This is a genomic window from Arthrobacter sp. HY1533 (genome assembly GCF_027568515.1).
GTDB lineage: Bacteria > Actinomycetota > Actinomycetes > Actinomycetales > Micrococcaceae > Specibacter.
This window is the reverse complement of the sequence record NZ_JANKZF010000018.1, coordinates 22,857-49,254: the sequence shown is the minus strand read 5'-3', so window position 1 is coordinate 49,254 and position 26,398 is coordinate 22,857. Positions and strand designations below refer to the sequence as shown.

The 26,398-nt window shown below is 67.2% G+C and carries 26 protein-coding genes; 16 read left to right on the top strand and 10 right to left on the bottom strand.

Going from position 1 to position 26,398, the window contains the following annotated elements:
- Window positions 1-102: 102 nt before the first annotated feature.
- Window positions 103-510 carry a DUF1844 domain-containing protein gene (locus tag PCK14_RS14045; RefSeq protein WP_269939127.1) on the bottom strand — a complete coding sequence of 136 codons (408 nt, stop codon included), beginning with the start codon at window positions 508-510 and terminating at the stop codon, window positions 103-105.
- A gap of 262 nt (window positions 511-772) precedes the next feature.
- Between PCK14_RS14045 and infC the strand changes: the two genes are divergently transcribed.
- The 4 genes from infC to PCK14_RS14025 all read left to right on the top strand — a co-directional run bounded on the left by infC (window position 773) and on the right by PCK14_RS14025 (window position 3,666).
- Window positions 773-1,906 (top strand): translation initiation factor IF-3, encoded by a 1,134-nt coding sequence (infC, locus tag PCK14_RS14040; protein ID WP_333474361.1) that lies wholly within the window; start codon window positions 773-775, stop codon window positions 1,904-1,906.
- A gap of 103 nt (window positions 1,907-2,009) precedes the next feature.
- Window positions 2,010-2,204: a 50S ribosomal protein L35 gene (gene rpmI / locus PCK14_RS14035; protein WP_038467906.1), complete on the top strand. Its 195-nt coding sequence runs from the start codon at window positions 2,010-2,012 to the stop codon at window positions 2,202-2,204.
- 108 nt (window positions 2,205-2,312) lie between these two features.
- On the top strand, window positions 2,313-2,696 hold the full coding sequence (rplT, locus tag PCK14_RS14030) for a 50S ribosomal protein L20 (RefSeq protein WP_269939125.1): 384 nt from the start codon (window positions 2,313-2,315) through the stop codon (window positions 2,694-2,696).
- A gap of 58 nt (window positions 2,697-2,754) precedes the next feature.
- Window positions 2,755-3,666 carry a TrmH family RNA methyltransferase gene (locus PCK14_RS14025; RefSeq protein ID WP_269939124.1) on the top strand — a complete coding sequence of 304 codons (912 nt, stop codon included), beginning with the start codon at window positions 2,755-2,757 and terminating at the stop codon, window positions 3,664-3,666.
- Window positions 3,667-3,773: 107 nt separating this feature from the next.
- Here the strand turns inward: PCK14_RS14025 and PCK14_RS14020 are convergent, their stop codons facing one another.
- Window positions 3,774-5,003 (bottom strand): MFS transporter, encoded by a 1,230-nt coding sequence (locus tag PCK14_RS14020; RefSeq protein ID WP_269939123.1) that lies wholly within the window; start codon window positions 5,001-5,003, stop codon window positions 3,774-3,776.
- Window positions 5,004-5,143: 140 nt separating this feature from the next.
- Between PCK14_RS14020 and PCK14_RS14015 the strand changes: the two genes are divergently transcribed.
- From PCK14_RS14015 to PCK14_RS14005, 3 genes are all read left to right on the top strand, one after another.
- A complete protein-coding gene (locus PCK14_RS14015) occupies window positions 5,144-5,563 on the top strand; it encodes a (deoxy)nucleoside triphosphate pyrophosphohydrolase (RefSeq protein ID WP_269939179.1) in 420 nt (139 codons plus the stop codon).
- Window positions 5,564-5,649: 86 nt separating this feature from the next.
- Window positions 5,650-5,841 carry a DUF5302 domain-containing protein gene (locus PCK14_RS14010; RefSeq protein WP_269939122.1) on the top strand — a complete coding sequence of 64 codons (192 nt, stop codon included), beginning with the start codon at window positions 5,650-5,652 and terminating at the stop codon, window positions 5,839-5,841.
- 172 nt (window positions 5,842-6,013) lie between these two features.
- Window positions 6,014-6,565, top strand: coding sequence for a DUF4870 domain-containing protein (locus PCK14_RS14005; protein WP_269939121.1), 552 nt, complete (start codon window positions 6,014-6,016; stop codon window positions 6,563-6,565).
- Between the two features lie 12 nt (window positions 6,566-6,577).
- Here PCK14_RS14005 and PCK14_RS14000 read toward each other — a convergent pair whose 3' ends face one another.
- Window positions 6,578-7,687: an Rv2578c family radical SAM protein gene (locus PCK14_RS14000; protein WP_269939120.1), complete on the bottom strand. Its 1,110-nt coding sequence runs from the start codon at window positions 7,685-7,687 to the stop codon at window positions 6,578-6,580.
- 196 nt (window positions 7,688-7,883) lie between these two features.
- Between PCK14_RS14000 and PCK14_RS13995 the strand changes: the two genes are divergently transcribed.
- Window positions 7,884-9,383, top strand: coding sequence for a long-chain-fatty-acid--CoA ligase (locus tag PCK14_RS13995; RefSeq protein ID WP_269939119.1), 1,500 nt, complete (start codon window positions 7,884-7,886; stop codon window positions 9,381-9,383).
- A gap of 82 nt (window positions 9,384-9,465) precedes the next feature.
- On the opposite strand, the gene PCK14_RS13990 is transcribed toward PCK14_RS13995, so the two are convergent.
- From PCK14_RS13990 to PCK14_RS13975, 4 genes are read right to left on the bottom strand one after another with little or no spacing between them, the layout of a single operon-like run.
- Complete coding sequence (locus PCK14_RS13990; protein WP_269939118.1) at window positions 9,466-10,116, bottom strand: SIMPL domain-containing protein; 651 nt, start codon at window positions 10,114-10,116, stop codon at window positions 9,466-9,468.
- The gene (locus PCK14_RS13985) at window positions 10,113-10,637 is read right to left on the bottom strand and encodes a hypothetical protein (RefSeq protein WP_269939117.1); all 525 of its coding nucleotides are present in this window, start codon (window positions 10,635-10,637) and stop codon (window positions 10,113-10,115) included. Before PCK14_RS13985 ends, PCK14_RS13990 begins: the two co-directional genes overlap by 4 nt.
- On the bottom strand, window positions 10,634-11,185 hold the full coding sequence (locus PCK14_RS13980; protein ID WP_269939116.1) for a hypothetical protein: 552 nt from the start codon (window positions 11,183-11,185) through the stop codon (window positions 10,634-10,636). Before PCK14_RS13980 ends, PCK14_RS13985 begins: the two co-directional genes overlap by 4 nt.
- Window positions 11,182-11,832, bottom strand: coding sequence for a hypothetical protein (locus tag PCK14_RS13975; protein WP_269939115.1), 651 nt, complete (start codon window positions 11,830-11,832; stop codon window positions 11,182-11,184). Before PCK14_RS13975 ends, PCK14_RS13980 begins: the two co-directional genes overlap by 4 nt.
- Window positions 11,833-12,013: 181 nt before the next feature.
- Between PCK14_RS13975 and pheS the strand changes: the two genes are divergently transcribed.
- From pheS to PCK14_RS13940, 7 genes are all read left to right on the top strand, one after another.
- Window positions 12,014-13,078, top strand: a complete 1,065-nt coding sequence (pheS, locus tag PCK14_RS13970) for a phenylalanine--tRNA ligase subunit alpha (protein WP_442864724.1) — start codon at window positions 12,014-12,016, stop codon at window positions 13,076-13,078.
- Between the two features lie 4 nt (window positions 13,079-13,082).
- Window positions 13,083-15,626, top strand: coding sequence for a phenylalanine--tRNA ligase subunit beta (pheT, locus tag PCK14_RS13965; protein ID WP_269939113.1), 2,544 nt, complete (start codon window positions 13,083-13,085; stop codon window positions 15,624-15,626).
- Window positions 15,627-15,717: 91 nt separating this feature from the next.
- Window positions 15,718-16,185 carry a hypothetical protein gene (locus tag PCK14_RS13960; RefSeq protein WP_269939112.1) on the top strand — a complete coding sequence of 156 codons (468 nt, stop codon included), beginning with the start codon at window positions 15,718-15,720 and terminating at the stop codon, window positions 16,183-16,185.
- Between the two features lie 235 nt (window positions 16,186-16,420).
- Complete coding sequence (locus PCK14_RS13955; protein WP_269939111.1) at window positions 16,421-16,981, top strand: CGNR zinc finger domain-containing protein; 561 nt, start codon at window positions 16,421-16,423, stop codon at window positions 16,979-16,981.
- Complete coding sequence (locus tag PCK14_RS13950) at window positions 16,978-17,937, top strand: alpha/beta fold hydrolase (RefSeq protein ID WP_269939110.1); 960 nt, start codon at window positions 16,978-16,980, stop codon at window positions 17,935-17,937. The genes PCK14_RS13955 and PCK14_RS13950 overlap by 4 nt, the downstream gene beginning before the upstream one ends.
- A gap of 30 nt (window positions 17,938-17,967) precedes the next feature.
- Window positions 17,968-18,324, top strand: a complete 357-nt coding sequence (locus tag PCK14_RS13945) for a GntR family transcriptional regulator (RefSeq protein WP_269939109.1) — start codon at window positions 17,968-17,970, stop codon at window positions 18,322-18,324.
- Window positions 18,321-19,328: a hypothetical protein gene (locus tag PCK14_RS13940; RefSeq protein ID WP_269939108.1), complete on the top strand. Its 1,008-nt coding sequence runs from the start codon at window positions 18,321-18,323 to the stop codon at window positions 19,326-19,328. The genes PCK14_RS13945 and PCK14_RS13940 overlap by 4 nt, the downstream gene beginning before the upstream one ends.
- A gap of 60 nt (window positions 19,329-19,388) precedes the next feature.
- Here PCK14_RS13940 and ppk2 read toward each other — a convergent pair whose 3' ends face one another.
- Window positions 19,389-20,273 carry a polyphosphate kinase 2 gene (ppk2, locus tag PCK14_RS13935; RefSeq protein ID WP_269939107.1) on the bottom strand — a complete coding sequence of 295 codons (885 nt, stop codon included), beginning with the start codon at window positions 20,271-20,273 and terminating at the stop codon, window positions 19,389-19,391.
- A 52-nt stretch (window positions 20,274-20,325) separates the two neighbouring features.
- On the opposite strand from ppk2, the gene PCK14_RS13930 reads away from it, so the two are divergent.
- Entirely contained in the window at window positions 20,326-21,027 is a 702-nt protein-coding gene (locus PCK14_RS13930) for a 4'-phosphopantetheinyl transferase family protein (protein WP_269939106.1), read from the top strand.
- Here PCK14_RS13930 and PCK14_RS13925 read toward each other — a convergent pair.
- Both PCK14_RS13925 and PCK14_RS13920 read right to left on the bottom strand, forming a co-directional pair.
- Entirely contained in the window at window positions 21,024-22,400 is a 1,377-nt protein-coding gene (locus tag PCK14_RS13925; RefSeq protein WP_269939105.1) for a M1 family metallopeptidase, read from the bottom strand. The genes PCK14_RS13930 and PCK14_RS13925 overlap by 4 nt on opposite strands.
- A gap of 28 nt (window positions 22,401-22,428) precedes the next feature.
- On the bottom strand, window positions 22,429-26,361 hold the full coding sequence (locus PCK14_RS13920; RefSeq protein ID WP_269939178.1) for a Pls/PosA family non-ribosomal peptide synthetase: 3,933 nt from the start codon (window positions 26,359-26,361) through the stop codon (window positions 22,429-22,431).
- Window positions 26,362-26,398: the final 37 nt, after the last annotated feature.

Below are 26,398 nucleotides of genomic sequence, written 5' to 3'. Positions count from 1 at the left end.
AAACAAATCGAACCGGCAGCAGATGTCAACATTCGCGAGGAATGTTGACATCTACTGCCGGTTCGATTCACATTCAGGACTATGCGTGGGAGGGCGTGGGGACTAGTTGACGGCTCCGGTGAACTTCTCGCCCGGGCCCTTGCCCGGCGCGTCCGGGATGGTGGAAGCTTCGCGGAAGGCGAGCTGCAGGGAGCGCAGGCCGTCGCGCAACGGTCCGGCGTGCTGGCTGCCGATTTCAGGAGCTGCGGCCGTGACAAAACCGGCCAGGGCGGTGATGAGCTTGCGTGCCTCGTCCAGGTCCTTCAGTTCCTCTGCGTCCGGCCCGGCGGCCAGGCCGCACTTGACGGCCGCTGCGCTCATGAGGTGGACGGCCGCCGTCGTAATGACCTCAATGGCGGGAACCTCGGCAATGTCGCGCACCGCCGAAGCGGCGGTTTCGTCGCCGAATGCCTCTTCCTGGTAAGCGCTGAACGTGTTGCGGGAGTCTGAATTGTTCTCTGGGGTGTTCATACTGCTAAGCTTGTCACAGACCGACTCGATGCTGTTATTTGATCCTGTCCCCACGACGAATGTCACAGGGCAGGATTCCAGGGGACAGCAGCGGGTTTGCAAGTGGAGTCCTCTCCCACCTTTCGACCCATTCCTTGGCGTTGTCTGGTTCAGGTCGGCGCCTTCCGCCAGGAAGCAAGCTGCAGTTCCTTTCAAGGTATTGCCGCGCCGTCCAATTTGAGGCCTCCATTGCACCGGCAATAGGAGGCCTTCTTCGTTGCCGGTGGTGCTCACCACTTTTAGGCAACAGGAGCCACACATTAGCGAGCCACGCATCAATGATCGAATCCGCGTCCCCGAGGTGCGGTTGGTTGGGCCTGCAGGCGAACAGGTAGGTATCGTCCGCATTGAAGACGCCCTCCGTTTGGCAGCAGAGTCCGACTTGGATCTGGTTGAGGTAGCACCGACGGCCAAGCCGCCGGTGTGCAAACTGATGGACTTCGGCAAGTACAAGTACGAAGCCGCTGTCAAGGCACGTGAGGCCCGCAAGAACCAGACCAACACCGTCTTGAAGGAAATCCGTTTCCGCCTCAAGATCGACAAGCACGACTACGAGACCAAGCGCGGACATGCACTGCGCTTCCTCGGTGCCGGTGACAAGGTCAAGGCCATGATCCAGTTCCGCGGCCGTGAGCAGCAGCGCCCCGAAATGGGCATCCGCCTTTTGCAGAAGTTCGCCGAGGATGTGGCCGAGGTCGGCATCATCGAGTCGAGCCCCCGCATTGACGGCCGCAACATGGTCATGGTGATTGGTCCGCTCAAGAACAAGGCCGAGGCCAAGGCGGAGGCCCGCCGCAACCAGCAGCGCGCCGACGCAAAGGCCCACAACGAGGCAGTTGCCAATGGCACCGCCCGCGTTGACGTGGACCGCGACAACAAGGCCCCCATGACGCAGTCGCTTGCCGACCTGCTGCCCCAGGGCCTGCAGTTGGGCATGGACCTTGAGGTTCCCGCCGCAGAGGCCGCCCCCGAGGCGCCCGCCACGGAAACCGCACTGGCTCCGGCAGTTGCCCCGGCGCCCGCCGCCGAAGCAGCCCCGGCCAAGGAAGCTCCGGCCGAAAAGCCGGCTCCCGCCGTCGTTCCCGCCAAGGCCCCGGCCAAGGCGGCACCGGCCAAGGTTGCCCCCGCAAAGGCAGCGCCGGCCAAGGTGGCTGCAAAGCCCGCCGTGGCCGCGAAGCCCGTCGCAGCTCCCAAGCCCGTGGCTGCGAAGCCCATCCCCATGCCCAAGCCCATGGCAAAGCCCGCAGCCGCCAAGCCGGCCGCGAAGCCCGCCCCCAAGGCTGCAGCAAAGCCGGCCGCCAAGGCCGCCCCCGCAAAGGGCGAGCCGGCAGCCGAAACCCCCAGCTCAGCTGAATAGAGTTCATCCCTTTCAGCGGTGAATACACCCACACAGTGACCCAACCAGTCGCTGCAAGAGAACCACAGGCAGCGCCGGTGGATACGTAAGGAGACAGGTCCTCATGCCTAAAATGAAGACACACAGTGGTGCAAAGAAGCGATTCAAGCTGACCGGTTCCGGCAAGCTTCGTCGCCAGCAGGCTAACCGCCGCCACTACCTGGAGCACAAGCCCTCCAGCCTCAAGCGCCGCCTGAAGGGTGACCTCCTGGTCGCCAAGGCAGACGTTCGCAACATCAAGAAGATGCTCGGCATCTAATTTCGCAAGTCAATCGGTGACGTTTCCAGTTCGGGACCATCACCATTTCATCAAAGCCTTCCCTGGCATGATTGGCTTGGGATCTTTAAAACTTGAAGGAGTACGCACGTGGCACGTGTGAAGAGGGCTGTAAACGCCCACAAGAAGCGTCGGGTTGTTCTTGAGCGCGCAAAGGGTTACCGCGGACAGCGTTCACGCCTGTACCGCAAGGCCAAAGAGCAGCTGCTGCACTCGTTTGTGTACAGCTACGGCGACCGCCGCAAGCGCAAGGGTGACTTCCGTCGCCTCTGGATCCAGCGCATCAACGCTGCATCCCGCGCCAACGGCCTGACCTACAACCGCTTGATCCAGGGCCTGAAGGCTGCTGAGATCGAGGTTGACCGCCGCATGCTGGCAGACCTGGCCGTCAACGACGCCGGTGCCTTCGCAGCACTGGTCAAGATCGCCAAGGCTGCACTGCCCGCCAACACCTCGGCTCCGGCAGCAAAGTAGTCTCCACTGGAACCTCTCGGTTCCTTGATCGTGTGCAGCGGCTGATAAAGTCCTAGACATGATTGAACCCGGGCGCCCGCCAGCAGAAGCAATGACCAATCCTCGAGCAGATCGAGTGAGGGATGTTGCCAAGCTGACCGGGCGCTCGGGGCGTTTAAAGCGCCGCCAGTTCCTGGCCGAGGGCCCGCAGGCCGTGCGCGAGGCACTCCGGGCCCACCACGACTGCCTGTCAGCCGGCGGAACCCCCGTGGTCGAGTCAATGTACGCCACTGTGGAATGCCTCAAGAAATTCCCCGAGCTGCTGGAATCGGCCTCCGCGCCGGGCTCGCGGCTGCAGCTGCGCATTGCCAGCGAGCTGGTGCTCGCCGCGATGACCGACACCGTTTCCCCGCAGGGCGTGGTGGCCGTGTGCAACTTTGTGGACGTGCCGCTGGAACAAGTGCTCGCCGCCAAGCCCAAGCTCATCGCCATGCTGTGCCGTGTGCAGGACCCGGGCAACGCAGGCACAGTGCTCCGCGCAGCCGACGCCGCGGGAGCAGACGCCGTCATCTTCTCCCATTCGAGCGTGGACATCTACAACCCCAAGGCTGTGCGCTCCACCGCAGGTTCCCTGTTCCACCTGCCCGTGGTGCTCGGCGCCGACCCGGCTGAAGTGGTCGCGGCAGCCAAGGCTGCCGGTGTTGGCGTCCTTGCCGCGGACGGCTACGGCCACCTGAACCTGGACCTGCTGCAGGACGAAAGCGCAGCGCGGTCCTTTGACCAGGAGATCCCGGATTCCCAGTACGACCTGGCCGACCCCACCATTTGGCTGTTCGGCAATGAGGCGCAGGGCCTGGCGGGGGAGGAGAAGGCGCTGGCCGACCACCGCGTGGCCGTCCCCGTCTACGGCTCCGCCGAATCACTGAACCTCGGCACTGCCGCGACCGTCTGCCTCTACGCCAGCGCCAGGGCCCAGCGCCGCGGCGAATAGCCCACCGGCCAATCAACAAGGCCCGCAACCACCATCTGGACCGCGCACTTGGCGGGCTCCACACGGTGTTTGCGGGCCTTTGGCTTGGGCCGGCCGGCCCGTTGCTGTCAGCCGTCGACGGCGGCGCGGCCTGTCCGGCTACCCTTGTCCAGGAAGCCGCTGAACAGGGCAATGGCCAGGCCCAGCACGGCCAGGACGGCACCCACGAGCGCCGGGGCGGTGAAGCCCCAGCCCCACGTAATGACGAGACCGCCCACAAACGCACCGAGCGCATTGGCCATGTTCAGGGCCGAGTGGTTCAGTGACGACGCCAGGGTGGGGGCGCCGGGGGAGACGTCCAGCAGGCGCGTCTGCAGCGACGGCACCAGCATGGCGCCTGAGGCGCCAATGACGAAGATCATGAGCAGCGCCATCCACTGGATGTGGACCGTGGCGGCGTAGATGACCAGCACGGCGGCGATGAAGCCCATCATGAGGTAGATGCTGCCCATGACTGACCAGTCCGCCATCCGCCCGCCCACGTAGTTTCCCGCGACCATGCCCAGTCCGTACAGCCCCACGATGACGGGCAGGAACCCGGCGTCGAAGCCAGCCACGTCCGTCATGGTGTTGGCAACGTAGGTGTACACGGCGAAGAAGCCGCCAAAGCCCACGACGCCCACGAGCAGCGTCAGCCACACCTGGCCGCGCTTGAGTGTGCCGAGCTCGCGTCGCAGGCTCGCATCGGGGTGGGCCTTTTGGGCAGGGACAAACACGAACATGCAAACCATGGTGACGATGCCGATGCCACCGACCAGGACGAACAGCCAGCGCCAGCCGAACTGCTGGCCCACAAAGGTCGCCAGCGGCACGCCCAGCACATTGGCCACTGACAGGCCCATCATGACCATGGAGATGGCCCGGCCGCGCTTGGTGGGTGCCACCATGGAGGCCGCCAGCACGGCGGCCACACCAAAGAATGCCCCGTGCGGCAAGCCTGCGATGAAACGGGTCACCAACAGTGTGGTGTAGTCCTGGGCCAGCACGGAGAGCAGGTTGCCCACGGTGAACAGGGCCATGAGCCCCAAGGCCAGTGTCTTGCGCGGCATCTTGGCACCGATGGCCACCAGCAGCGGCGCACCCACCACAACACCGAGCGCATAGGCGGAGATGACGTGCCCGGCAGTGGGGACGCTGACCCCCACACCCTCGGCCACATTGGGCAGCAGGCCCATCATGGCAAATTCGGTGGTGCCGATGCCGAATCCGCCGATGGCCAGGGACAGGATGGCCCACGCCACCACGTTGGGTGAGGGCGTGGTGGGCTTGGAACTGCTCTTGGTCTGAGGCAGGGTCATGAACAACTTTCGCAGGGGTGGGGTTTCTCCGCGGCCGCACAGTGCTGGGCGGGCGGTGCCGGAGCCACGTGGCCGGGCCGGGAAGGGCATATTGATGCCCTTTGTAGTCTAGTTCCCCCTACACTGGGCAGGTGAATGAGATGAAACAAATTGTTGGTGCTGCACTGCTTGATTCCCTGGCTGAGCCCCGCCGGCTGCTGGCGGCGCGCCGGACGGCACCGCCGGAGTTCGCCGGCATGTGGGAGTTTCCGGGCGGCAAGGTGGAACCCGGTGAAGGCGCCGTGGAGGCCCTGCACCGGGAACTCGCGGAGGAACTGGACGTCCAGGTGGCGCTGGGTGCCGAGTTGCCGGGTCCGACGCCGGGCGGCTGGCCCTTGAACGCTGGCGCCGCCATGCGTGTGTGGCTGGTTGAGGTGACGGAAGGCACACCCGAGGCCCTCGAGGACCACGATGAATTGCGGTGGCTTGACCTTGCCGGTAGGGAGATCCGGGAGCTGGGCTGGATTCCGGCGGACCTTCCCATTGTGCACGCCCTGCTTGCCGCGGTGGCGCCCGCGTGAATACTGGGCACAATTAGCCGTTCGGGGTGTTGATAAATCTCCGGCCTGTGCCAGACTGGTGCTGAACACCACTAGGAGGTTGTGCAATGACGAGTGAAAACCACGACGAACATCCCCCCACGGCTGCTTCCGAGGAAACCAAGGAAAAATTCCGACAGGCCCTGGAAAACAAGAAGAACCAGCAGCACGGCAGCGTATCCGCCGCCGGTGGCCCCAAGATCAACGCCTCGCACGGCGCGGCAGGGCACAAGCGCGAATTCCGCCGCAAGAGCGGATAGCAGCCGGGAACGTCTCCCGGACCATGCCGCAGGCGGCGGGCGCAGCATTTCCCGCCCCCTGCGGCCTTCACGGCCCTGCACGCCAGGGCCGCAGGCGGCGCCGGCCATGGACCTGCTCCAGGCCGTCCAGCAATGTCAATCACGAATGTCCATCACTTAGAGGAGTGAAAACATGAGCGAGAACAGCAACCCCACGCCGCCCGTCGAACCGACGCCCCCCGGCTACGACGCCCCCGCAGCGGCCGCTTCGGCCGCACCGTCCTATGAGCAGCCGGCGGCCCCCAGCTATGAGCAGTCCACAATGCCGAGCTACCAGCAGCCCGTCCAGCAGCAGCCTGCCTACGGCCAGCCGCCGGTCCAGCAGCAGCCGTACCAGGCAGGCGCCGTGGACCCCGCCAACAACGTCACGTTGAACTACTGGCTGTCCGTCTTCTTCTCCTGGATCCCGGCCCTGATTTTCTTCCTGGTGGACAAGGGCAAGGGCAGCCTGGTTGACGAATACCACAAGGCCAACCTGAACTTCTCGATCCTGCGGGCCATTGTGGGCATTGCCACCAGCTTCATCCTGGTGATCCCCGTCCTGGGCATCATCCTCGCGATTGTCCTTGGGCTGGCTTCAATCGCCTTGTTCGTCATCCACATCATGGCCGCAATCGACGCACCCAAGAAGTTCCGCGCCGGCCAGCCGTACAAGTTCCCCTTCACCATCGAATTCATCAAGTAGCCCGCAGCCGGCCTAGAACAAGGTCGGCGAGAAGGCTGCAGAGGCGGGAATCCCTTCGGGGGTTCCCGCCTTTTCGTGTCCAATGCGGAAGTTGGACGCTTCGGGCATGCTGCCTGACGGGTACCTGGCCTCGTCCTGCCGGGGATCGTGGACGAACCCCTGGGCGCTGAAGCCGTTGCGGGCCCTGGCCTCATTGACCTTTGCGGCGAGCCACTGGCGGTACTCCTTGGGTGCATAGGCCCCGGTGCCGTAGAGGCGGCGGTAGCGGCCAACGAGTGCCGGGTGCTCACGGGCCAGCCACTGCATGAACCATTCGCGCGTGCCCGGCCGCAGGTAGAGGGCGCCGGCGCTGACGCCTGTGGCTCCGGCGCGGGCCAGCGCAGCAAACAGCTGGTCAAGGGCCTCGTCGGAGTCGGTGAGCCAGGGCAGGATGGGCATGGCCATGACGCCGCACGGCAGCCCGGCATCCCGCAGCTTGGAGATGAGCGCCAGGCGTGCCTTGGGTGAGGGGGTCCCCGGCTCGAGCCTCTGGGCCAGATCCTCGTCAAGCAGTGCCAGGGAGATGCCCATGCCGATGCTGACGTCGGCGGCCGCACGGCGCAGCAGCGGGATGTCGCGGGCCAGCAGGGTCCCCTTGGTGAGGATGGAAAACGGTGTGCCGGAATCGGCCAGGGCGGAGATGATTCCCGGCATGAGCCCGTAGCGGCCTTCGGCGCGCTGGTACGGGTCGGTGTTGGTGCCCAGGGCAACATGGTGGCGTCCCCAGGAGGGCTTGAACAGTTCTTTGCGCAGCACCTGGGCCACATTGACCTTGACCACCACCTGCGAGTCGAAATCCACCCCCGGGTCAAAATCCAGGTAGGTGTGGCTCTTGCGGGCAAAGCAGTAGACGCAGGCATGCGAGCATCCGCGGTAAGGATTCACTGTCCATTCAAAGGGCATGGTGGAGCTTGGCGGCACCTTGTTCAGGGCCGACTTGGACAAGACCTCGTGGAAGGTGATGCCGGCAAACTCCGGCGTCTGGACGCTTTTCACCAGGCCTGCCAGGGGCAGCAACGGCGCGGTGGCCGGGGCCTGTTCGGTCAAGAGTGGCTGGTTGAGCTGCTGATTTGTCCACCGCATTCCTAGATTAGAACATATATTCTAACGCGTGGCAATGCCTTCGGAAGAGGGCCTCTTGCTACCCGTGAGTAGGAATGTGCCGCGCGTCACGTCCGGTGGCGCTATTGTGGTGCCATGGGGCAACGGCGCCCCGTGTGCGAAGCCAGCCGGAGCGGCCGGGCGCAACAGCACAGGCATCTGTATTCAAGGAGCATTCATGACCAACCTGGCCACAATTGTCCCGGCATCTGCTGCACGGAATCCCGGCGGGGTTGCGATCAAGCTTGATGGCATTGAAATATCCTTCGGCGCGCTGGAGGTCCTCAGTGCCAAGGTGGCGGCCCTCCTGGCCCAACGCGGCATCAAAGCGGGGGACCGGGTGGCCCTCATCTCGCCCAACCTGCCCCAGATGCCGCCCATCTACTACGGAATCCTGCGCCACGGTGCCATTGTGGTTCCCCTGAATCCGCTGCTGAAGTCACGCGAGGTGGAGTACCACCTGCAGGATTCCGGGGCTGTGCTGGCGTTCGCCTGGGAGGGTGTCATGGGTGAGGTTGCGGCCGGTGCAGCGGCTGCCGGCACGGACGTCATCCCCATCGACGCCGCCTTCATGGAACTGCTGGCACCCCTTGACCCGGTGGCCGGGGTGGCACCGGCCGAGAAGGACGACACCGCCGTCATCCTCTACACCTCCGGCACCACGGGCAAGCCCAAGGGGGCGGAGCTCACGCACGAAAACCTGCGCAGCAACGCCGAGGTCTCCGTGGGCCTGTTCAACCTCGCGGCCGGGGACGTGATCTTCGGCGGACTGCCCTTCTTCCACATCTTCGGACAGACATGTGCGCTCAATTCGGCCGTCATGGCCGGGGCCACCGTGACCCTCCTGCCGCGGTTCGACCCCGTCAAGGCCCTGGAGATCATCGCGCGCGACAAGGTCACCATTTTTGAGGGCGTGCCCAGCATGTACATCGCCCTGCTGCGGGCCCCGGGGCGGGAGCAGTACGACGTCGGCAGCCTGCGCCTTGCCGCTTCAGGAGGCTCGGCCCTGCCCGTGGAGATCCTGCACGAATTCGAGTCCACCTTCGAGGCAACGCTGCTGGAGGGCTACGGGCTGTCCGAAACATCCCCCGTGGTGTCCTTCAACCAGGTGGACGGCATCCGCAAGGCCGGCTCCATCGGCACCGTGGTTGCCGGCGCCCGGCTGCGCGTGCTCGACGACGCCGGGGCCGACGTCGAGCCTGGTGCCGTTGGCGAGATTGCCGTGGCCGGGCCCTATGTCATGAAGGGCTACTGGAACAACCCCGAGGCAACTGCTGCGGCCATCGTGGACGGCTGGTTCCACACGGGCGACCTTGGACGCCAGGACGGGGACGGCGTGTTCTTCATCGTCGACCGCAAGAAGGACATGATCCTGCGCGGCGGCTACAACATCTACCCTCGGGAAATTGAAGAGGTGCTGTACGAGCACCCTGCGGTGGCCGAGGCCGCGGTGGTGGGCATGCCCGACGACTTCCACGGCGAGGAGGTCTGTGCGGCCGTGGCGCTCAAGGACGGTGCCGCCGGGGCGGATGATCTTGCGGCGCTCGCGGCCAACATCCAGGAATTCGTCAAGGCCAGGGTGGCCGCCTACAAGTACCCGCGCAGGGTGGTCATCATGGACGCCCTGCCCAAGGGGCCCACGGGCAAGATCCTCAAGCGCGAAATCAAGGTGCCCTAGCGGGACAGCTGTGGCTGAGCTTGTCGGGACTGGATCTCGACAAGCTCGATCACCGGCAGGGCTCGATCACCGACAGCTCCGCCTACCCCAGCTGCCAGCTTGCCTGCACTGTCATGGTGACATTGCTTTGGCCGGGCTCGATGGACATGTCGGCACTCTGAAAGGCCATGGCGGCCCGGGCCATCATGGGGCGGGGCCCGGAATCGCGCAGCTGTCCCTCCACCACGTCGGTCACGGCGCCGAGCGGGCGCCCGGCCAGGCTGGCGTACAGCTCTGCCGTGTGGAGGGCGTCTGCCCATGCTGCGGCCCGGGCCTCGTCCTGCGCTGCCGAGGGGTCCGAGACCACGGGGGTCATGCCGTTCAGGCGCACACTGTCGTGGCCGGCGTCGACCACGGCCGCAATGATTTCATCCGCGCCCTGGTCGTAGCGCAGGGTGACGGCCAGGGTGCTGGATACCGTGTACCCGGTGACCACCGTGCCAACGCCGTCCTGCCAGCGGCTGTCGACCCGGACATCCAGGGAAGATGAGCTCATGGTTTCCCGGGCCACGCCGAGCGAGAGCAGTTTGGCCGTGACCGCGTTCAGCGCAGCCCCGGCCTTGGCGTAGGCCTCGCGGACGGTGGGCCGGGCGGCCTCGATGCCGATCGTGATGTTGAAGCAGTCGGGTGCCGCCAGGACGGTGCCGTGCCCCGTGACGGTGATGCTGCCGGGGGTGGCGGGGGACTCGCTCATGGATGGTTCCCTTCGGTGGTTGGTGCGGCGGGCGGTGTGTCTGCCGCGGCAGTGCGGTGTTGCCTGAAAAACGAAAGGCGCTGCAAAAAGTTCCTGACGGCCGGGCCGCGGTCCACGGTGGGCAGTTCACGGTAGCCGCCGCGCTCCAGGCCCGCGTTGCGTTCAAAGAAGTTTCGGCTGCCCGGGTCGCCCGTGCGCCACAGCGACCAGGCCGCGCAGGCCCCGTAGAGCGGAAGGAACGGCAGGCCCAGGCACCAGGCGTATTGGCTGGCGTGGCCGGATTCGTGCGCCAACAGCCCCGGATGTTGCTCCAGGGCGCCCGGGCCGCCGCGGCACAGCACCACATTGCCCACGGTGAAGGCCCCTGCCAGCGGCAGCCTGGGCGTGTAGCTGCTGCCAATGAAGAGGCCGTCCGGGCCCCGTGCAACACGCGTGCCGGTGAGGGCCGCCAGGAGCAGGCCCGTGGCCGTGGACAGGTTCAGCGCGTTCGCGGCGGCGCGGATCTTCAATGAGGTCTTCATGCTGCGGGTTCCTTGGCAGGGACAGTGGTGCTGGAGGCAACCGTGAGGTTTTCCAGGGCGGCCGCCGTGCCGGGCTTGGAGAAGCCGCAACTGTCCACCGGCCACGCAACGTTCACGGCAGCCCCCGCCGCATTGACAAGCCACAGCTCGGGCAGGATCTCCGCCAAGTCCATGCAGACGGCTTCGCCGCCGCGGTCGCTGGGCCCGGCCAGGGCAGCCAGCAGCGGGCCGTAGTCGCCGGAGAGATGGTCCTCGCGCACCACGGCGTCGGGGGAGGTGGTGGCCTGGGCGGACAGGACGGGAAGCGCCCAGGTGCAGCGCACCACGTCCACGGGGACAAAGCCGTCAGGCACCCTGCCCTTCAAGGAGGCGCCCGGGGCGCTGGGGTTGGCCATCATGCCCGTGGCCGCGGAACAGTCCACGGCGGACTGCAGGACTGCCGGTTCGGGCCGGTACTGGGTTTGGGGGTTGCAGCCGGCAAGCAGCAGCAGTACGACGGCGGCAGCCACCACCCGGGAAAGCTGCCCCATGACCCGGTGGCGGCTCACGGCACGGCCCCCTGCGGCATGGACGTGACTGGGGCAGCGGTCGGCCTCGGCCCCGGCCCCGGTTGCGGGGCGGGTCCGGCGCCCGGCACGAGCAACACCTCGACGGGACCCTTGCGCAGCCCCGCCAGGGCCTTGGCCGTGTCCGGCCGTCCGCGTGTCTTGCCGCAACCGTCAGTGGGCCAGGTGGCGCTGACTGCCTCCCCGGCGGCATTGACTAGCCACAAACCCGGCACAATCTCCATGTCCGCCGTGCAGGGGCCGCTGCCGCCGCGGGCGCTGGGCTTCGCGAGGGCTGCCAGCAGGGCTGTGTAGTCGCCCTCCAGGTGCTGCTGCCGCACCAGGGTCTGCGGCACGCCGCCGGCTTCGCTGTAGTCCTGCGAGCACGTGATGACATCCACGGGAATGAACCCTTCCGGCACGGAGCCGGACAAATTCGCAGGCGGGGTGCTGGCAGGCAGCTCAGCCCAGCCAGGCACTGTGGCCAGGCAGTCAACTTTTTTCTGGATGGCGGCAGGAGGTGGCAGGTAGGGGGAATCGCAGCCGGTGAGGGCCAGGACTGCACCCATGGCGAGGCCGGCTAGAGCAAGGCGGGACAGCGGCGCAAGGCGGAAGGCCGGCGTCGTGCGTGCGCTGCGGAGTGAGCCCATGGGCGCCAGCCTAGCAAGGCACCGCCCGCCACGGGGCACAAACCGGCCAAGATCTGGATACAAAACAGGCACGCGCAGTCAACTAGACTGAACCAGGCGGGAGGAGCTACCCCGCCGCTTACTCGCACACGAGCTTAGGTAAAAACTGTAGATGTCTGACATGCCCCAAAGGACGGCTGAAATGCCCGAACCAACCACCGAACCCGCAGCGGTCCCGGACCCGCTCGACGAAGCCGCCATTGGCGCTGCCGTCGAGAACGCGCTCGCAGCCATTGCCGCGGCCGCCACCCTGGACGAACTGAAGGCCGCGCGGCTGGCACACACCGGCGAAAAGTCGCCGCTGAGCCTGGCCAACCGCGAGATCGGCGGGCTCGCCAAGGAATTCAAGGCAGCAGCCGGCAAGATCATGGGCGCCTCGCGCGGACGGGTTGCCAAGGCGCTCGCAGCCCGCACCGAGGTGCTCGAGGCCGAGGATGCAGCCCGCATCCTCATCGAGGAAACCGTTGACGTGACGGCCGCCCCGCGCCGCCGCCGCGCCGGTGCCCGCCACCCCCTGTCCACCCTGCAGGACCGCGTCTGCGACATCTTCGTGGGCATGGGCTGGGAAATTGCCGAGGGCCCGGAGCTGGAGTCGGAGTGGTTCAACTTTGACGCCCTGAACTTCAAGCCCGACCACCCGGCACGCGAAATGCAGGACACCTTCTTCGTGGAGCCCCCCGAGGCGCACCTGCTGCTGCGCACCCACACCTCCCCGGTGCAGGTCCGCTCACTGCTGGAACGCGAACTGCCCGTCTACGTGCTGTGCCCCGGCAAGGTGTTCCGCACCGACGAGCTCGACGCCACGCACACCCCCGTGTTCCACCAGTTCGAGGGCCTGGCCATCGACAAGAAGCTGTCCATGGCAGATTTGCGCGGAACACTTGAGCACTTTGCCCGGCAGATGTTCGGCGACGAGGCCAGCATCCGCCTGCGCCCGAACTTCTTCCCCTTCACCGAGCCCTCCGCCGAGCTGGACATCTGGCACCCAGGCGCCAAGGGCGGACCGCGCTGGATCGAATGGGGCGGCTGCGGCATGGTCAACCCGAACGTGCTCCGCGCGGCCGGGATCGACCCGGAGGAATATTCAGGATTTGCCTTTGGCATGGGCATTGAGCGCACCCTCATGTTCCGCAATGAGGTGGGCGACATGCGCGACATGATCGAGGGCGACGTACGATTCAGCGAACACTTTGGGATGGAGATCTAAGTAAGTGCGTATTCCACTGACTTGGCTGCGCGAGTATGCGCAGGTGCCGGCAGGAGCAACTGCCGAAGACGTCATGAACGACCTTGTGAAGGTCGGCTTTGAAGAAGAGGATGTGCACCGCCCCCTCGACACGATCAGCGGCCCCATTGTGGTGGGCCAGGTCCTGTCGAAGGAGCCGGAGGCACAGTCCAACGGCAAGACCATCAACTGGTGCTCCGTCCGCGTGGTGCCCGAGGGCGCCGCACAGACGCTGGACATTGACGGGATTGACCCCTCAGGCGTGCAGGGCATTGTCTGCGGCGCACACAACTTCGAGGTGGGGGACAAGGTTGTTGTCACCCTGCCCGGCGCCGTGCTGCCCGGGGACTTCCGCATCACGCCCCGCAAGACCTACGGCCACGTCTCGGCCGGCATGATCGCCTCCGTGCGTGAACTCGGCATTGGAGAGGACCACGACGGCATCCTGGTGCTCTCCACCCTGGGCCTTGATCCGGAACTGGGCACCGACGCGCTGGCCCTGCTGGGCCTGGACGACGAAGCCGCCGAAATCAACGTCACCCCGGACCGCGGCTACGCGTTCAGCATCCGCGGCGTTGCCCGCGAGTACGCGCACGCCACGGACAGCGTGTTCACCGACCCGGCCTCGCTGGTGACGGTCACGCCGTCCTCCGGTGAGGGCCACGCCGTCGATCTTTCCGACGACGCCCCCATCTACGGCAAGCCCGGCTGCGACCGCTTCGTCGCCCGCACCGTGTCCGGCATCAACCCGGCGGCACCCACCCCGCCGTGGATGTCCTCGCGCCTGCGCCTGGCCGGGATCCGCTCCATCTCCCTGCCCGTGGACATCTCCAACTACGTCATGCTTGAGCTCGGCCAGCCGCTGCACTTCTACGACGCCGCCAAGGTGGCCGGCACCATTGTGGTGCGCCGCGCAGCCGCCGGCGAGACCCTGGAAACCCTTGACGGGAAGGTCCGCAAGCTCGACGCCGAGGACCTCCTGATCACCGATTCCACAGGTCCCATCGGCATTGCCGGCGTCATGGGCGGGGCCTCCACCGAGGTCTCCTCCGAGACCACGACTGTGTTGATTGAGGCCGCGCACTTCGAGGAAGTCTCAATCTCGCGCTCGCGCCGCCGCCACAAGCTGCCGTCCGAGGCGTCCAAGCGCTTCGAACGCGGCGTGGACCCGGCCATTTCCGCCATTGCCGCCCAGCGCGCCGTGGACCTGCTCGTTGAGCTGGCCGGCGGCACGGAGGAAACCACCTCCACCGACGCCGGCTCCGTGACCCCGGCCGCGCCGGTGTTCCTGCCCCTGGGCTACACCTCGGCCCGCATCGGCATCGAGTTCTCGCAGTCCCAGGTCATGGGATCGCTGACGGACCTCGGCGCAGTGGTGGAAAAGGTCGACGGCGGCTACTCCGTCGCTGCCCCGAGCTGGCGCCACGACCTGGCCACCAAGGACGACCTGACCGAGGAGGTGGCCCGCCTGGTGGGCTACGACCTCATCCCGGCCACGCTGCCCACGGCCCCTCCCGGCCGCGGCTACTCGCGCACGCAGCAGCAGCGCCGCCGCGTGGTGCAGGCCCTGGCGGATTCTGGTCTGACCGAAATCCTGGCCTACCCGTTCGTGTCCAAGGCTTCCAACGACACCTTCGGCGTGGCCGAGGCCGGTGCCGCACGCAGTGCCGTGAAGCTGGCCAACCCGCTCAGCGAGGAATTCGGCTACCTGCGCACCTCGGTGCTGCCGGGCCTGATTGAAATTGCCAAGCGCAACCACTCCCGCGGCTTCCACGACCTGGCCCTGTTCGAGTCAGGCCTGGTGTTCCTGCCGGACGGCACACTCGGCACCGCATCCATCCCCCCGCTGGGCGTCAAGCCCTCCGAGGACGTGCTGGATGCCCTGTACGACGGCATCCCGTACCAGCCGCTCACCATGGCGGCCGTGTTCACGGGCAAGGACTCACCTGCTGCCCCCGGCCACACGCCGCGGGCCTGGGACTGGGCCGACGCTGTTGACGCCGCCCGCCTGGTCGCCGACGTCGTGGGCGTGGAACTGGTCGTCACCCAGGGTTCGCACCAGGCGTTCCACCCCGGCCGCGCCGCACAGCTGTCGCTGCGCAACGGCGACGTGGTGGGCTACGCCGGAGAGCTGCACCCGAAGCTGCTGGCCGAGCTGAACATGCCGGCACGTTCGGTGGCCATGGAGATCAACGCGGACAAGGTCTTTGCCCAGGCCCCCGACGTGATCGTGGCCAAGCCCATCTCCACGTTCCCCGTGGCCACGCAGGACGTAGCCCTGGTGGTTCCCGTGGAGATCCCGGCACAGGCAGTGCTGGAGACCCTGCGCGAAGGCGCCGGCGAGCTGCTGGAAGATGTTGCACTGTTCGATGAGTACCAGGGCACCGGCATCCCCGAGGGCAGCAAGTCGCTCGCCTTCGGAATGCGCTTCCGTGCAGCCGACCGCACGCTGACTTCGGACGAGGCCTCGGCCGCGCGCGCGTCGGCCGTGGAACTGGCAGCCGAAAGGTTCGGCGCCACCCAGCGCTGACCTTGCCGCCAAGGCCCCCGCTTGCCCGACCTTCCCTGGTCGGGCAAGCGGGGGCCTTTCTCGTTCCCGGACGGCAACCCCATAATGGGGCATGCGCACTTTCAGGCTCCGGCAGTGTTCAAGGGTTGCGCTCGTGGTGGCCGTTGGCGCAGTCGCGCTGGCCGGATGCTCCGGCGCCGGTCCGGCGCCCGGAAGCACCACCAGTGCAGCCACCGGGACCGGCGACTTCGCCGAATGGCGGCTTGTCGACCCGGCCAAGGTCACCCCGGACACCACCACTCTTCAGCTTGAGGTGTCCCGGGCAGGCTGCGCGGATGGCGTGACAGGCCAGGTCCTGGCGCCACAGGTCACGGTGCAAGCCCGCCGGATCATCATTCAAGTGGATGTGGCGCCGCTGCCCGGGGGCGCCTACTCGTGCCAAAGCAACGACTGGGTGCCCCTGACGGTGGAACTTTCGGAGCCGGTGGGTGACCGCGAACTTTTCGACGCATTGTGCCTGGACAGCGTGCGGCTGACGCATTCCTATTGCGTGGACGGCGGGGTGCGCTGGCGTCCCTAGTTTCCGGCAGCAGTCGAATGAAGCTCTTCCCGAAGCGCAGGGTTGAAGCCAAGCAGGTCAATTCGACGGGCCCCGCACCCCGTCAGGCAGATCAAGTACAGCACCCTGCCCTGTGAGGTGTTGTGCGCCGACTCGAGGTGCCATGCGTGCTCATGTGCCGCCGCATGCCCGTCGCTTTGTGCTGATTTTGAAACAGTCGTTGAGGTCATGCATTTCACTATGCTGTAATGGCACTATGCATCTCAACCCTTACGGCGAATATGCCGTCCTGCTCGCGGCATCACTGGCCAATGACTTCCCGCCGGACCGGGCCGGCATTGTTGCCCGGGCCCGGGAATTTGGCATGACCATGGACTTCACCCCCACCGACGGAGATCTGGAGGGAGTGCGTGGCGTGGTGGATGCCTGGCTGACGGTGGTCGACGCACCGAATAATCAGGAACGCGCAGCGCTCCTGAATGCCCAGATGGCCCACGCGGCGGCGTATCCACGCTTGACCGAACACGATGCCGAGGGCTGGCACCTGCACTACCGCGACGACAACCAGACCCTGCCGCATGTTCTGCGGGCAGTCATCAGCGTCGGCACCGCCCTCCACCTGACAACGAGGGGAATGGGCCGATTGGGGCGCTGTGCCGCCGGGCTCGCTGCGGGGGATGACTGCCGCAACGTGGTGGTTGACGTCACCCGCAACGGGCGCCAGCAGTACTGCTCCGTGCGCTGTGCCAACAGGGCGGCGGTCAGGCGGCACCGGGCCCGCACGGCACCCCGGACCGGCGCAGGGGTGCGGCTGTGACAAGCGGTCGCCGGGAAGATTTGCACGGCTGGGTGGATGTCCCGCATGCCAGCATCTACTTTGAAGCGACGGGAAACCCCTCCGGGATTCCCGTCCTGTACCTGCACGGCGGGCCGGGCGGTTCGCTGGGCCGAGGCGGCCACCGCAAGCGGCACGATCCGGACCGGTTCCTCACCATTGGCATTGACCAGCGCGGATGCGGCAAGTCAACACCTGCCGTGCAGGACGACCTGGCGCATTTGGCGGAGAACACGACCGCGACCCTGATCGCAGACATTGAGGCGGTCCGCGAACACCTGGGCATCACTTCCTGGATTGTGACAGGCGTTTCCTGGGGGAGCACACTGGCCCTCGCCTACGCGCTGGCCCATCCCCGGCAGGTTCTTGGCCTGGCGCTCATGGCCGTGACCACAACCTCACGCGAGGAGGTGGACTGGATCACCGGTGGAGTGGGCCGCATCTTTCCCGAGGCCTGGCATGAATTTGCCGCAGAGTCGGGGCCCGGTCCCGGGGAGCGGCCCGTGGACGCCTATGCGCGCAGGCTTGCCGGCGCGGACAGGGAGGACGCCCGGCTGGCAGCAGCAGCCTGGGACCGGTGGGAGTCCTGGCATGTTTCGCTGGATGATCCGGAATCGGCGGGCGTGTACATCGTGGACGATCGCGCACGCATGACGTTCGCCCTGCTGGTCACCCACTACTGGTCCAATGACGGGTTTCCGGCCGGCGGGCAGGAAATCCTGGCCCGGGTCCATGAACTCGCCGGCATCCCCGGCCACCTCATCCACGGCCGGCGCGACGTCAGCGGCCCCGCCATCACTCCGTGGCGGCTGCACCAGCGGTGGCCAGGCAGCAAGCTCACCATCGTTGACGGCGAAGGCCACGGCGGGCCCAAGTCTGTGGCGCTGCTTGTTGCCGCCGTGGAGGAGATTGCCACCCGGCCGCGCCCGACGTTGTAGTGCGCTCATTGTTCGCATAGAATTGCAAACATGTTGTTTCGTGTTGATGCCGCATCCGCACTATCGTTGGCGGAGCAAATTGCCATCCAAGTCCGCGCGGGCGTGGTTGAGGGTTCCCTGGCGCCTGGGGAGCGATTGCCACCTGCCAGGGACCTGGCCACGGCGCTGCAGGTCAACATGCACACAGTGCTGCGGGCCTACAAGCAACTGCGCGATGAGGGCGTCATTGAGATGCGCCAGGGCCGTGGTGCCTTTGTGCGCCACGACGCCGGCCCGGGACTGATCCGGCTCACCGAACTGGCAGAACAATTATTGGAAGAAGCGCGCAAGCTGGGAATGTCCCGGCAGGACGTGGCGCGTTTGATTGGGGGAGTTGCAAAATCATGACTGAACTACAGCGAGGGACCGGCGCAGCGCGGCGGATGTTGGCCGCAGTGGCAGGGGTGGTGCCGCTGGCCGTCGTTGGCGTGAGCTGGTATCTATGGCGGGACAAGCTGCCAACTGAGCTTGCCTCACACTGGTCCGGCAGCGGCGAAGCTGACGGAACCATGGAAACCGGGGCCGCACTGACCCTTGCGTTGCTGCTGACCGGGATTCCGGCTGCAGCAGGGCTTGCCGCCGCATGCATTGGAAGCCTGCGCCCGGCAGCGTTCCGCGGCATCGTGGGATTTGCCGGCGTGACCTCGGGCATGGGGGCCGTTACCTGGCTTTTGTCCGCAGGCCTGACGTTGCAGGCCGGCAGTGCCGGCAAGGCCGTCCTGGGCTGGTGGCTTGCAGCCCTGCTGGCCTCATTCCTGTACGGCGCCGTGCCCTACTTCCTGGCCCCCAAACCCCGTTTCGCCACGACGCACCATGAAGCCCGGATGCTGCTTGGCGCCCAGGAATCAGGGGCCTTCTCCCGCACCATCACCTCGAAGGTGCTGCTCTGGGTGCCGCCGGCACTTCTGCTCGTGACGGGCTTGCTGTTCATTCCGGTCTTCCAGGAGGGCCACGCCGCGAGCACCTGGCTGGGCATTGGAACCATGCTCGCGAGCACCATTGCCGTAGCTCTGCTTGCCCATCTGCAGGTGACCGTCGACTGGCGTGGCCTGCGCATTGTTTCCACCTTTGGCCGCATCACGCTCAAGCACATCCGCCTCGAGGATGTTGCGGCCGTGGAGGTCACCGAATTGCGTCCCATGGAGTGGGGCGGTTGGGGCTACCGGGTCATGCCCGGCCGCTCGGCCGTCATCATGGGCGCCGGCCCCGGACTCATTCTCACCACCACGGGCGGCAAGCAATTCGCTGTGACGGTCAGTGATCCCGACACCGCGGCCAGCCTGCTGCTGGCCCTGCGCGACCGCAACCACGACGGCGGTTCGCACCCAAGCGCAACCGAACAGACTGTGTAGCCCAGCCCCCGGACGCCAGATTCTTTCCTGTGGATTCCAGGGTGTGAGCATAGCCGGCCGCTAGAACTCCTCGCCCTCGCCCACCACGGCGGAGGCCGGGCCCACAATGAGCGGATCCGGCACGCCCACCAGCCCGTGGTCCTTGCCCGTGTACTCAAACAGGCTCAGCACATGGCGCATGGCCTCAAGCCTGGCCCGTTTCTTGTCATTGGACTTCACGACGGTCCAGGGGGCATGCCGCGTGTCGGTGCGCTTGAACATGCGCTCCTTGGCCGAGGTGTACGCATCCCACTTGTCCAGCGAGGCCAGGTCCATGGGTGAAAGCTTCCACTGCCGGACGGGGTCCACCTGCCTGATGATGAAGCGCGTGCGCTGCTCGGCCTGCGTGACGGAGAACCAGAACTTGATGACAGTCATTCCGTCGTTGGCCAGCATGCGCTCAAACAATGGCGCCTGGCGGATGAACTCGTCGTACTGCTCCTTGGTGCAAAAACCCATGACCCGCTCCACGCCCGTCCGGTTGTACCAGGAGCGGTCGAACAGCACGAGTTCCCCGGCGCTGGGCAGGTGGGAAACGTAGCGCTGAAAGTACCACTGCGTCGACTCGCGCCGGCTGGGCTTCTCCAGGGCCACGACGCGTGCGCCGCGCGGGTTCAGGTGCTCGGTGAAACGCTTGATGGTCCCGCCCTTGCCGGCCGCGTCGCGCCCCTCGAAGAGGATCACCACCCTGCGCCCGGTAGCCTTGATCCATTGCTGCAACTTCAGCAACTCGATCTGCAGCAGGCGCTTGTCGGTGTCGTAGGCGTCCCGGTCCAGCCGCGCACCATAGGGGTAGCCATCGCGCCAGGTGTCCACCTGCGAGCCATCCGGGGCGAGCAGCACTGGATCGTCGTCGTCGTTGTCAAGCACAGAAAATCCGGTGAAATCGGGGCGTGGTTCAGTCATGGCAAGAGCCTACGGATGCCGGGAAGACAAAAGGTGGACAGGAGGTGTTGGGATGGTGAACGGGGCTTCGGCAGCCGGGCCGATTGTGCGCGCCTTTGACCTGGCCGCCGTCGGGCAGGATTTGGCGCCACTGCTTGATCCGGCCGAACACGGCCGGGCCAACACCATTGCCGACACCGCCACGCGCCGCGAATTCCTAGCCGGGCGCATCGCCCAGCGCCTCGCGGCCGCCGAATTGCTTGGCTGCGAACCCGCCGCGCTCGAGACCGCCTACGTGTGCCCGGACTGCGGGTCCGGGCCGGACCTGGCGCACGGCCGCCCGGGCTACCGGCTGCGCGGAGGGGCGGGCGGCGTGTCCCTCAGCCTGTCGCGCAGCAGCGGCTGGGCCGTCATGGCCATGCTGCCGGCCCACGGCCTGCGGCTGGGTGTCGACATCCAGCACATTGCCTCGGTTGGGTTTCCCGGGTTCGACGGCGTGGCGCTGAGTCCGGCCGAACAGCGGCGCCTGGGCGGGTTGCCGCCGGCACTACGTGATGCCTGGCGGGCGGACGCCTGGGCGCGCAAGGAGGCGTTGGCCAAGCACTCCGGGCAGGGGTTGCGCACTGATCCCGCCACCATTCCGGCGTTCTCGGACGGTGCCGCGGACGGCCCCTGGGCCGGCGTCGTGGTGCGCTCAATGGGCCCGGGGGAGCTGGGGCTGCCCGACGGATTCGCCGTGGCGCTGGCGCACGGCGGCCGCTCTGGCGGCCTCTAGGGGAGTGGCAGCGCAGGCAGGTCCTGCTGATACAGCCACGGCGCCAGGACACTCTGGGCGCTGAAGCCCGGCACGCCGGCGCATACCCGGTCCGCCAGCGCCGTGAACGCCGGCGTGGAGACCGAGCCGTGTTGGTTCTCCGCCACCCAGCGGTGCAGCAGCGCGAAGAACAGCTCGTCGCCGGCCGCGGACCGCAGTGCCTCCAGGGCCAGGGCGCCGCGCTTGTACACTGCGTCGTCAAACATTCTCTCGGCCCCCGGATCCCCGACGGCCAGCCCGGCGGGCTCCGCAAGCAACTTTGCATGCGCTGCGGCGGCACGCTCGGCAACCGTCATGGAGCCGCTCTCTTCCGACCATAGCCACTCGGCATAGCAGGCGAAGCCCTCGTGCAGCCAGATGTCGCGCCAGGACGCAAGGGTCAGGGAGTTGCCAAACCACTGGTGTGAGAGCTCATGGGCAATCAGGCGCTGCGATTCCCAGCCTGTGTCCAGGTGGTTGCGGCCCAGGATGGAAAGGGACTGCGCCTCCAGCGGGATCTCCAGCTCGTCCTCCGTGACCACCACCGTGTAGCCGGCGAAGGGGTAGGGGCCAAAGCACTGGGTGAAGACGTCCACCATTTCCCGCTGCCGGGCCAGCGCCCTGGCCGCCCGGGCCGCCAGCGCCTTGGGCACGGCCACAGTGATGGGCAGCTGCTGCTGGTCCTGTGCAGCGGGCAGGGCCAGCAGGCCGTACCGCCCAATCTGCACTGTGGCCAGGTAGCTTGCCATCGGTTCTGCCTGCTCGTAGACCCAAATGTCACGGCTGGACTTCCGGGTGTGCGAGACGAGCCTGCCGTTGCACACGGCGGTGTAGTTGGCGTCAGTGGTGACGGTGAATCCATAGGTGGCCTTGTTGTCCGGCCTGTCGTTGCAGGGGAACCACGTCGGGGCGCCGGTGGGCTGGCCGGCCACGAGCACGCCGTCCTGAAGTTCCTCCCAGCCAACCTCTCCCCAGGCGCCATCATCAGGGGAGGGGAAGCCGCTGTAGCGGATGTCCATGGTGAAGGCGGCCCCGGCCTCCACGGCTGTGGGCAGCTGCAGTTGCAGCCTGCCCTGCCGGTGGGTGTGCTTGGCCACGCGCACGCCATCCACTGACGCCTTGTCCATGCCCAGCCCCGTGAGGTCAAGGTCCACTGTGGCCAGCGGAACCAGGGCGCGGGCCGTGATCACGGCCCGCGCCTGGAGTTGGTTCCCGGCCAGGCGGACGTCCAGCACCAGCTCGTAGTGTTCCACTGTGTAGCTGGTGCTGCCGTGCCCGGGAATGTACGGGTCCGGGGCGGCCGGGCCTGCCTCGGGAGCCAGGGTGGATGGCCATGTGCGGTGGGGGGATCTCATGCGGTGGTCGGTGTCCGATTCGGTGGGATTAGGCGCGGTCCGCGAATTCCGGACCCTTCCAGGGGCTGATGGGGTTGCCCATCCAGTAGCTGCTGGCAGGGACGGTTTCCCCGCGCATGACAAGTGAGGCCGGGCCCACGGTGCCGCTCGTGGCGATGCAGGCCGCCGGCAGGATCACCCCGTGCGGGCCCATGGTGGCCCCCGCCTCCAGCGTAACCGCATCGATGGCCATGACCCGGTCATGGAACAAGTGGGTCTGGATGACGCAGCCCCGGTTGATGGTGGAGCTCTCGCCGAGGGTGACCAGGTCTGCCTCGGGCAGCCAGTAGCTCTCGCACCAGGTGCCGTGGCCGATCTTGGCCCCCAGCGCACGCAGCCACCACACCATGGCGGGTGTGCCCACGGCGGCACGGGCAAACCAGGGCGCACTGACCAGCTCAATGAAGGAGTCCACCACCTCGTTGCGCCAGATGAAGGAGCTCCACAAGGGGTGCTCGCCGGCCTTGATGCGGCCCACCAGCAGCCACTTGGCGGCCACCGAGCTGCCAGCCGCAACGGCGCCGGCCGCCATCATGACGACGCCACTGAGCGCGGCTGCCAGCCAATAGCCGGAGGCGAGGGCGACGGCGTCGAACACGGCCAATACCGCAGCCGCGATGCCCACGGTCAAGACCACCGGCACCAGCCGGCAGCTCTCCCACAACGCCCTGGCCACCTTCAGCCGAAAAGGCGGGTTGAAGGTCAGCGACTTGTCCGTGTCCACGTTGGTGCGGCGCAGGCGCACAGGCGGGCTGCCCAGCCAGGACGTGCCTGCCTTGGCCTTTGCGGGTGCTGCCGACAGCACGGCAACCAGTGAATTGCGGGGCATGGTGCGCCCGGCGGCGGCCATGCCGGAATTGCCCAGGAAGGACCGTTTGCCCACCTTGGCGGGTGCAATGTGGATGTAGCCGCCGCCCAGCTCATAGGAGGCGATCATGGTGTCGTCTGCCAGGAAGGCGCCTGCGCCGATGGTTGTCATCTTCGGCAGCAGGAGCACGGTTGAGGCTTCCACGTTCTTGCCCACCTTGGCGCCGAGCAGGCGCAGCCACACGGGGGTGAAGAGGCTGGCGTAGATGGGGAACAGCAAGTCGCGGGCCATGTCCAGGACACGCTCGGTGGCCCACACCTGCCAGCCGATCCGGCTGCGGACGAGGTAGTGGCCCTCCCGCAGCCCCAATCCCAAAAGGCGGACGGTGGCCAGGACCAGCACCATCAGGACAAGGAACCAGGCCAGGGCTGCCAGGGGGACTGCCCACAGGAGAGTGGGCGCGGCAGCGGAGAGCGAGTGCTGGCCGTTGATTGCAGCAAAGACGATTGCTGCGGCCGCGGCGGCGGCAACGATTGGCAGCAGGGAAAGGAGCCCGGAGGCGGCAGCAAAGCAGAGCTCACGGCGCCAGCCGGCAGATGTGCGCAGCCCCGGCCAAGTGTCCCTGGCCTTGCCTGTGCGTTCGGCGGGGGAGCCGGAGACCACCACGCCGGACTTGACCTTGCCGCGCACGGCGGATCCCGGTGCCACGTGGGCGCCGGCACCGATGCGCGCACCGGGCATCAAGGTGCTGCGGGCGCCGACCACGGCGCCGGCGCCGATGGAGATTTCGCCAATGTGCACCCAGTCGCCGTCGATCCACCAGCCGGACAGGTCCACCTCCGGTTCCACCGAGGCGCCTTCGGCCAGGCGCAGCAGCCCCGTGACGGGCGGCACGGAGTGCAGGTCAACATTCCTGCCCATCTTCACACCCAGCGCCCGGGCGTAGTACGGCACCCAGGGTGCGCTGGCCAGGGTGACGGCACCGGCCATGTCGGCGATTTGTTCCGCCAGCCACAGCCGAAGGTGCACGCCGCCGGAGCGCGGATAGCTGCCCGGCCGGACGCCGCGCAGCAGCAGCCGGGCCGACACCACGGAGATCCCCATGCGCCCCCACGGGGAGACGAAGACGGCCCAGGAGGCAGCCACCCACCACCAGGAAACGGTGGGTGCCCCGGGCAGGATGCCCAGCCCGGCAGCAACATTGTTCAGGACCAGCAGCCAGGTGAGCCAGCGCATGCCCACCAGGATGTGCAGCGGAACGCCCATGAGCGTTTGGAACACCTGCGAGCCGCGGCGGGTCCTGCCCACGGTCCGGGACGGTGCGTCGTCCCCTGCCCCGGCAGGGGCGGAGCCGACGGCCAGTTCCGCCAGTGCACCAATGCGGGGGTGGGAGTAGACGTCGGCCACCGTGATGCGCGGGTAGCGCCGGCGCAGGGCGGAGACCAGCTGGGCTGCGGCCAGGCTGCCGCCGCCGCTGGCGAAGAAGTCGGTGTCGAGCGAGGACGGTGTGCTGCCCAGCACCGACTGCCACTGGTCGAGCACCCACTGCGTGGCCGGGTCCACTGATCCGGCGAGGGAGTCGCCGCTGTCCCCGGCCTGTTCCAGCGGCCACGGCAGGGCCTTGCGGTCAACCTTGCCGCTGGTCTTGGTGGGCAGGGAATCGGTGAAGGTGAGCAGGGGAATCAAGGCTGCCGGCAGGGATTCGGCCAGCAGGGCGCGCAAGGCGGCGGGGTCTGGGTCAGTGCCTGCGGCCGGGACCAGGTAGCCCACCAGCAGCTGGCTTCCGCCTGCCGTGTCCTGGACGGCGGCGGCGGCACCGGAAATCCCCGGCAGCGACTGCAGGGCTGCATCAATTTCACCAAGCTCGATGCGGCGCCCGCCAAGCTTCACCTGGTCGTCGGCCCGGCCCATGAACACCAGGCCCTCGCCCTCAAGCCGGACCAGGTCGCCGCTGCGGTAGGCACGATCCCAGCCGAAGGCCGGCATAGGTGCGTACTTTTCGGCGTCCTTGGCCGGATCCAGGTAGCGGGCAAGGCCAACCCCGGCGATGATGAGTTCCCCCACCTCCCCTTCCGCCACCGGCGCCCCGGCCGGATCCACCACGGCCAGGTCCCAGCCGTTCAGCGGCAGGCCGATCCGCACCGGACCGGGTCCGCCCAGGGGTGCGGCGCAGGCCACCACTGTGGCCTCGGTGGGGCCGTAGGTGTTCCAGACTTCACGGCCCTTGACGGCAAGCCGGGCAGCGAGTTCCGGCGGGCAGGCCTCGCCGCCAAAGATCAGCAGGCGCACCGATTCCAGTGCCTCGGCCGGCCACAGTGCGGCCAGGGTGGGCACCGTGGAAACAACTGTGATGCCGTGCGAGATGAGCCAGGGGCCCAGGTCCATGCCGGAGCGGACCAGCGACCGGGGCGCGGGCACCAGGGCAGCCCCGTGGCGCCAGGCCAGCCACATTTCTTCACATGAGGCGTCGAAGGCCACCGACAGCCCCGCCAGCACACGGTCCTCGGGGCCGATGGGTGCGGACTGCAGGAAAATGCGGGCCTCGGCGTCGACGAAGGCGGCGGCGGAGCGGTTGCTGACGGCCACGCCCTTCGGGGTGCCGGTGGAGCCGGAGGTGAAGATGATCCAGGCGTCGTCCGTGGGCAGGGGTTCCCGCGGCGCGGGATGCGGCGACGGGCGTTGCCCTGCGGGCACCAGGGCCGCACCGGCCAGCGGATCGACCAGCACGGCCGCAACTTGCGCCTCGCCAAAGACCAGTGCTGCCCGCTCCTCGGGGTCGTCGGCATCCACGGGGACATAGGCGGCCCCGATGGAGATGATGCCCAGGATGGCGAGGTAGAGGGCGGCGGTGCCGGAGGGGATGCGGACCCCTATCCGGTCCCCGGGGCCCAGGCCCGCCTGCACGAGTTCCCGTGCCTTGTCCTTGACGGCCGCGAGCAGTTCGGCGTAACTGAGGGACTTCACGCCGTCGTCCAGCGCCGTGGCCTCGGGGTGGAGCAGTGCCGTGGCCCGGACGATGTCCCACAGGGTGCGCGGCTCCGGCGCCAGGGCGCTGCCGGGCATCTGGGGAAGGAACTGGGCTGCGGCGGCGGGGGCAATGCTGGGCAGTTGCATGGGGGGATGGTTCACGCGCCCACCATCCACCATCAAC

Coding starts and splice junctions, on each gene's coding strand:
- PCK14_RS14045 (WP_269939127.1), bottom strand. CDS start 510: ATGAACACCCCAGAGAACAATTCAGACTCCCGCAACACGTTCAGCGCT.
- rpmI (WP_038467906.1), top strand. CDS start 2,010: ATGCCTAAAATGAAGACACACAGTGGTGCAAAGAAGCGATTCAAGCTG.
- PCK14_RS14025 (WP_269939124.1), top strand. CDS start 2,755: ATGATTGAACCCGGGCGCCCGCCAGCAGAAGCAATGACCAATCCTCGA.
- PCK14_RS14020 (WP_269939123.1), bottom strand. CDS start 5,003: ATGACCCTGCCTCAGACCAAGAGCAGTTCCAAGCCCACCACGCCCTCA.
- PCK14_RS14015 (WP_269939179.1), top strand. CDS start 5,144: ATGAAACAAATTGTTGGTGCTGCACTGCTTGATTCCCTGGCTGAGCCC.
- PCK14_RS14010 (WP_269939122.1), top strand. CDS start 5,650: ATGACGAGTGAAAACCACGACGAACATCCCCCCACGGCTGCTTCCGAG.
- PCK14_RS14005 (WP_269939121.1), top strand. CDS start 6,014: ATGAGCGAGAACAGCAACCCCACGCCGCCCGTCGAACCGACGCCCCCC.
- PCK14_RS14000 (WP_269939120.1), bottom strand. CDS start 7,687: ATGCGGTGGACAAATCAGCAGCTCAACCAGCCACTCTTGACCGAACAG.
- PCK14_RS13995 (WP_269939119.1), top strand. CDS start 7,884: ATGACCAACCTGGCCACAATTGTCCCGGCATCTGCTGCACGGAATCCC.
- PCK14_RS13990 (WP_269939118.1), bottom strand. CDS start 10,116: ATGAGCGAGTCCCCCGCCACCCCCGGCAGCATCACCGTCACGGGGCAC.
- PCK14_RS13985 (WP_269939117.1), bottom strand. CDS start 10,637: ATGAAGACCTCATTGAAGATCCGCGCCGCCGCGAACGCGCTGAACCTG.
- PCK14_RS13975 (WP_269939115.1), bottom strand. CDS start 11,832: ATGGGCTCACTCCGCAGCGCACGCACGACGCCGGCCTTCCGCCTTGCG.
- pheS (WP_442864724.1), top strand. CDS start 12,014: ATGCCCGAACCAACCACCGAACCCGCAGCGGTCCCGGACCCGCTCGAC.
- PCK14_RS13960 (WP_269939112.1), top strand. CDS start 15,718: ATGCGCACTTTCAGGCTCCGGCAGTGTTCAAGGGTTGCGCTCGTGGTG.
- PCK14_RS13955 (WP_269939111.1), top strand. CDS start 16,421: ATGCATCTCAACCCTTACGGCGAATATGCCGTCCTGCTCGCGGCATCA.
- PCK14_RS13945 (WP_269939109.1), top strand. CDS start 17,968: ATGTTGTTTCGTGTTGATGCCGCATCCGCACTATCGTTGGCGGAGCAA.
- PCK14_RS13940 (WP_269939108.1), top strand. CDS start 18,321: ATGACTGAACTACAGCGAGGGACCGGCGCAGCGCGGCGGATGTTGGCC.
- ppk2 (WP_269939107.1), bottom strand. CDS start 20,273: ATGACTGAACCACGCCCCGATTTCACCGGATTTTCTGTGCTTGACAAC.
- PCK14_RS13930 (WP_269939106.1), top strand. CDS start 20,326: ATGGTGAACGGGGCTTCGGCAGCCGGGCCGATTGTGCGCGCCTTTGAC.
- PCK14_RS13925 (WP_269939105.1), bottom strand. CDS start 22,400: ATGAGATCCCCCCACCGCACATGGCCATCCACCCTGGCTCCCGAGGCA.
- PCK14_RS13920 (WP_269939178.1), bottom strand. CDS start 26,361: ATGCAACTGCCCAGCATTGCCCCCGCCGCCGCAGCCCAGTTCCTTCCC.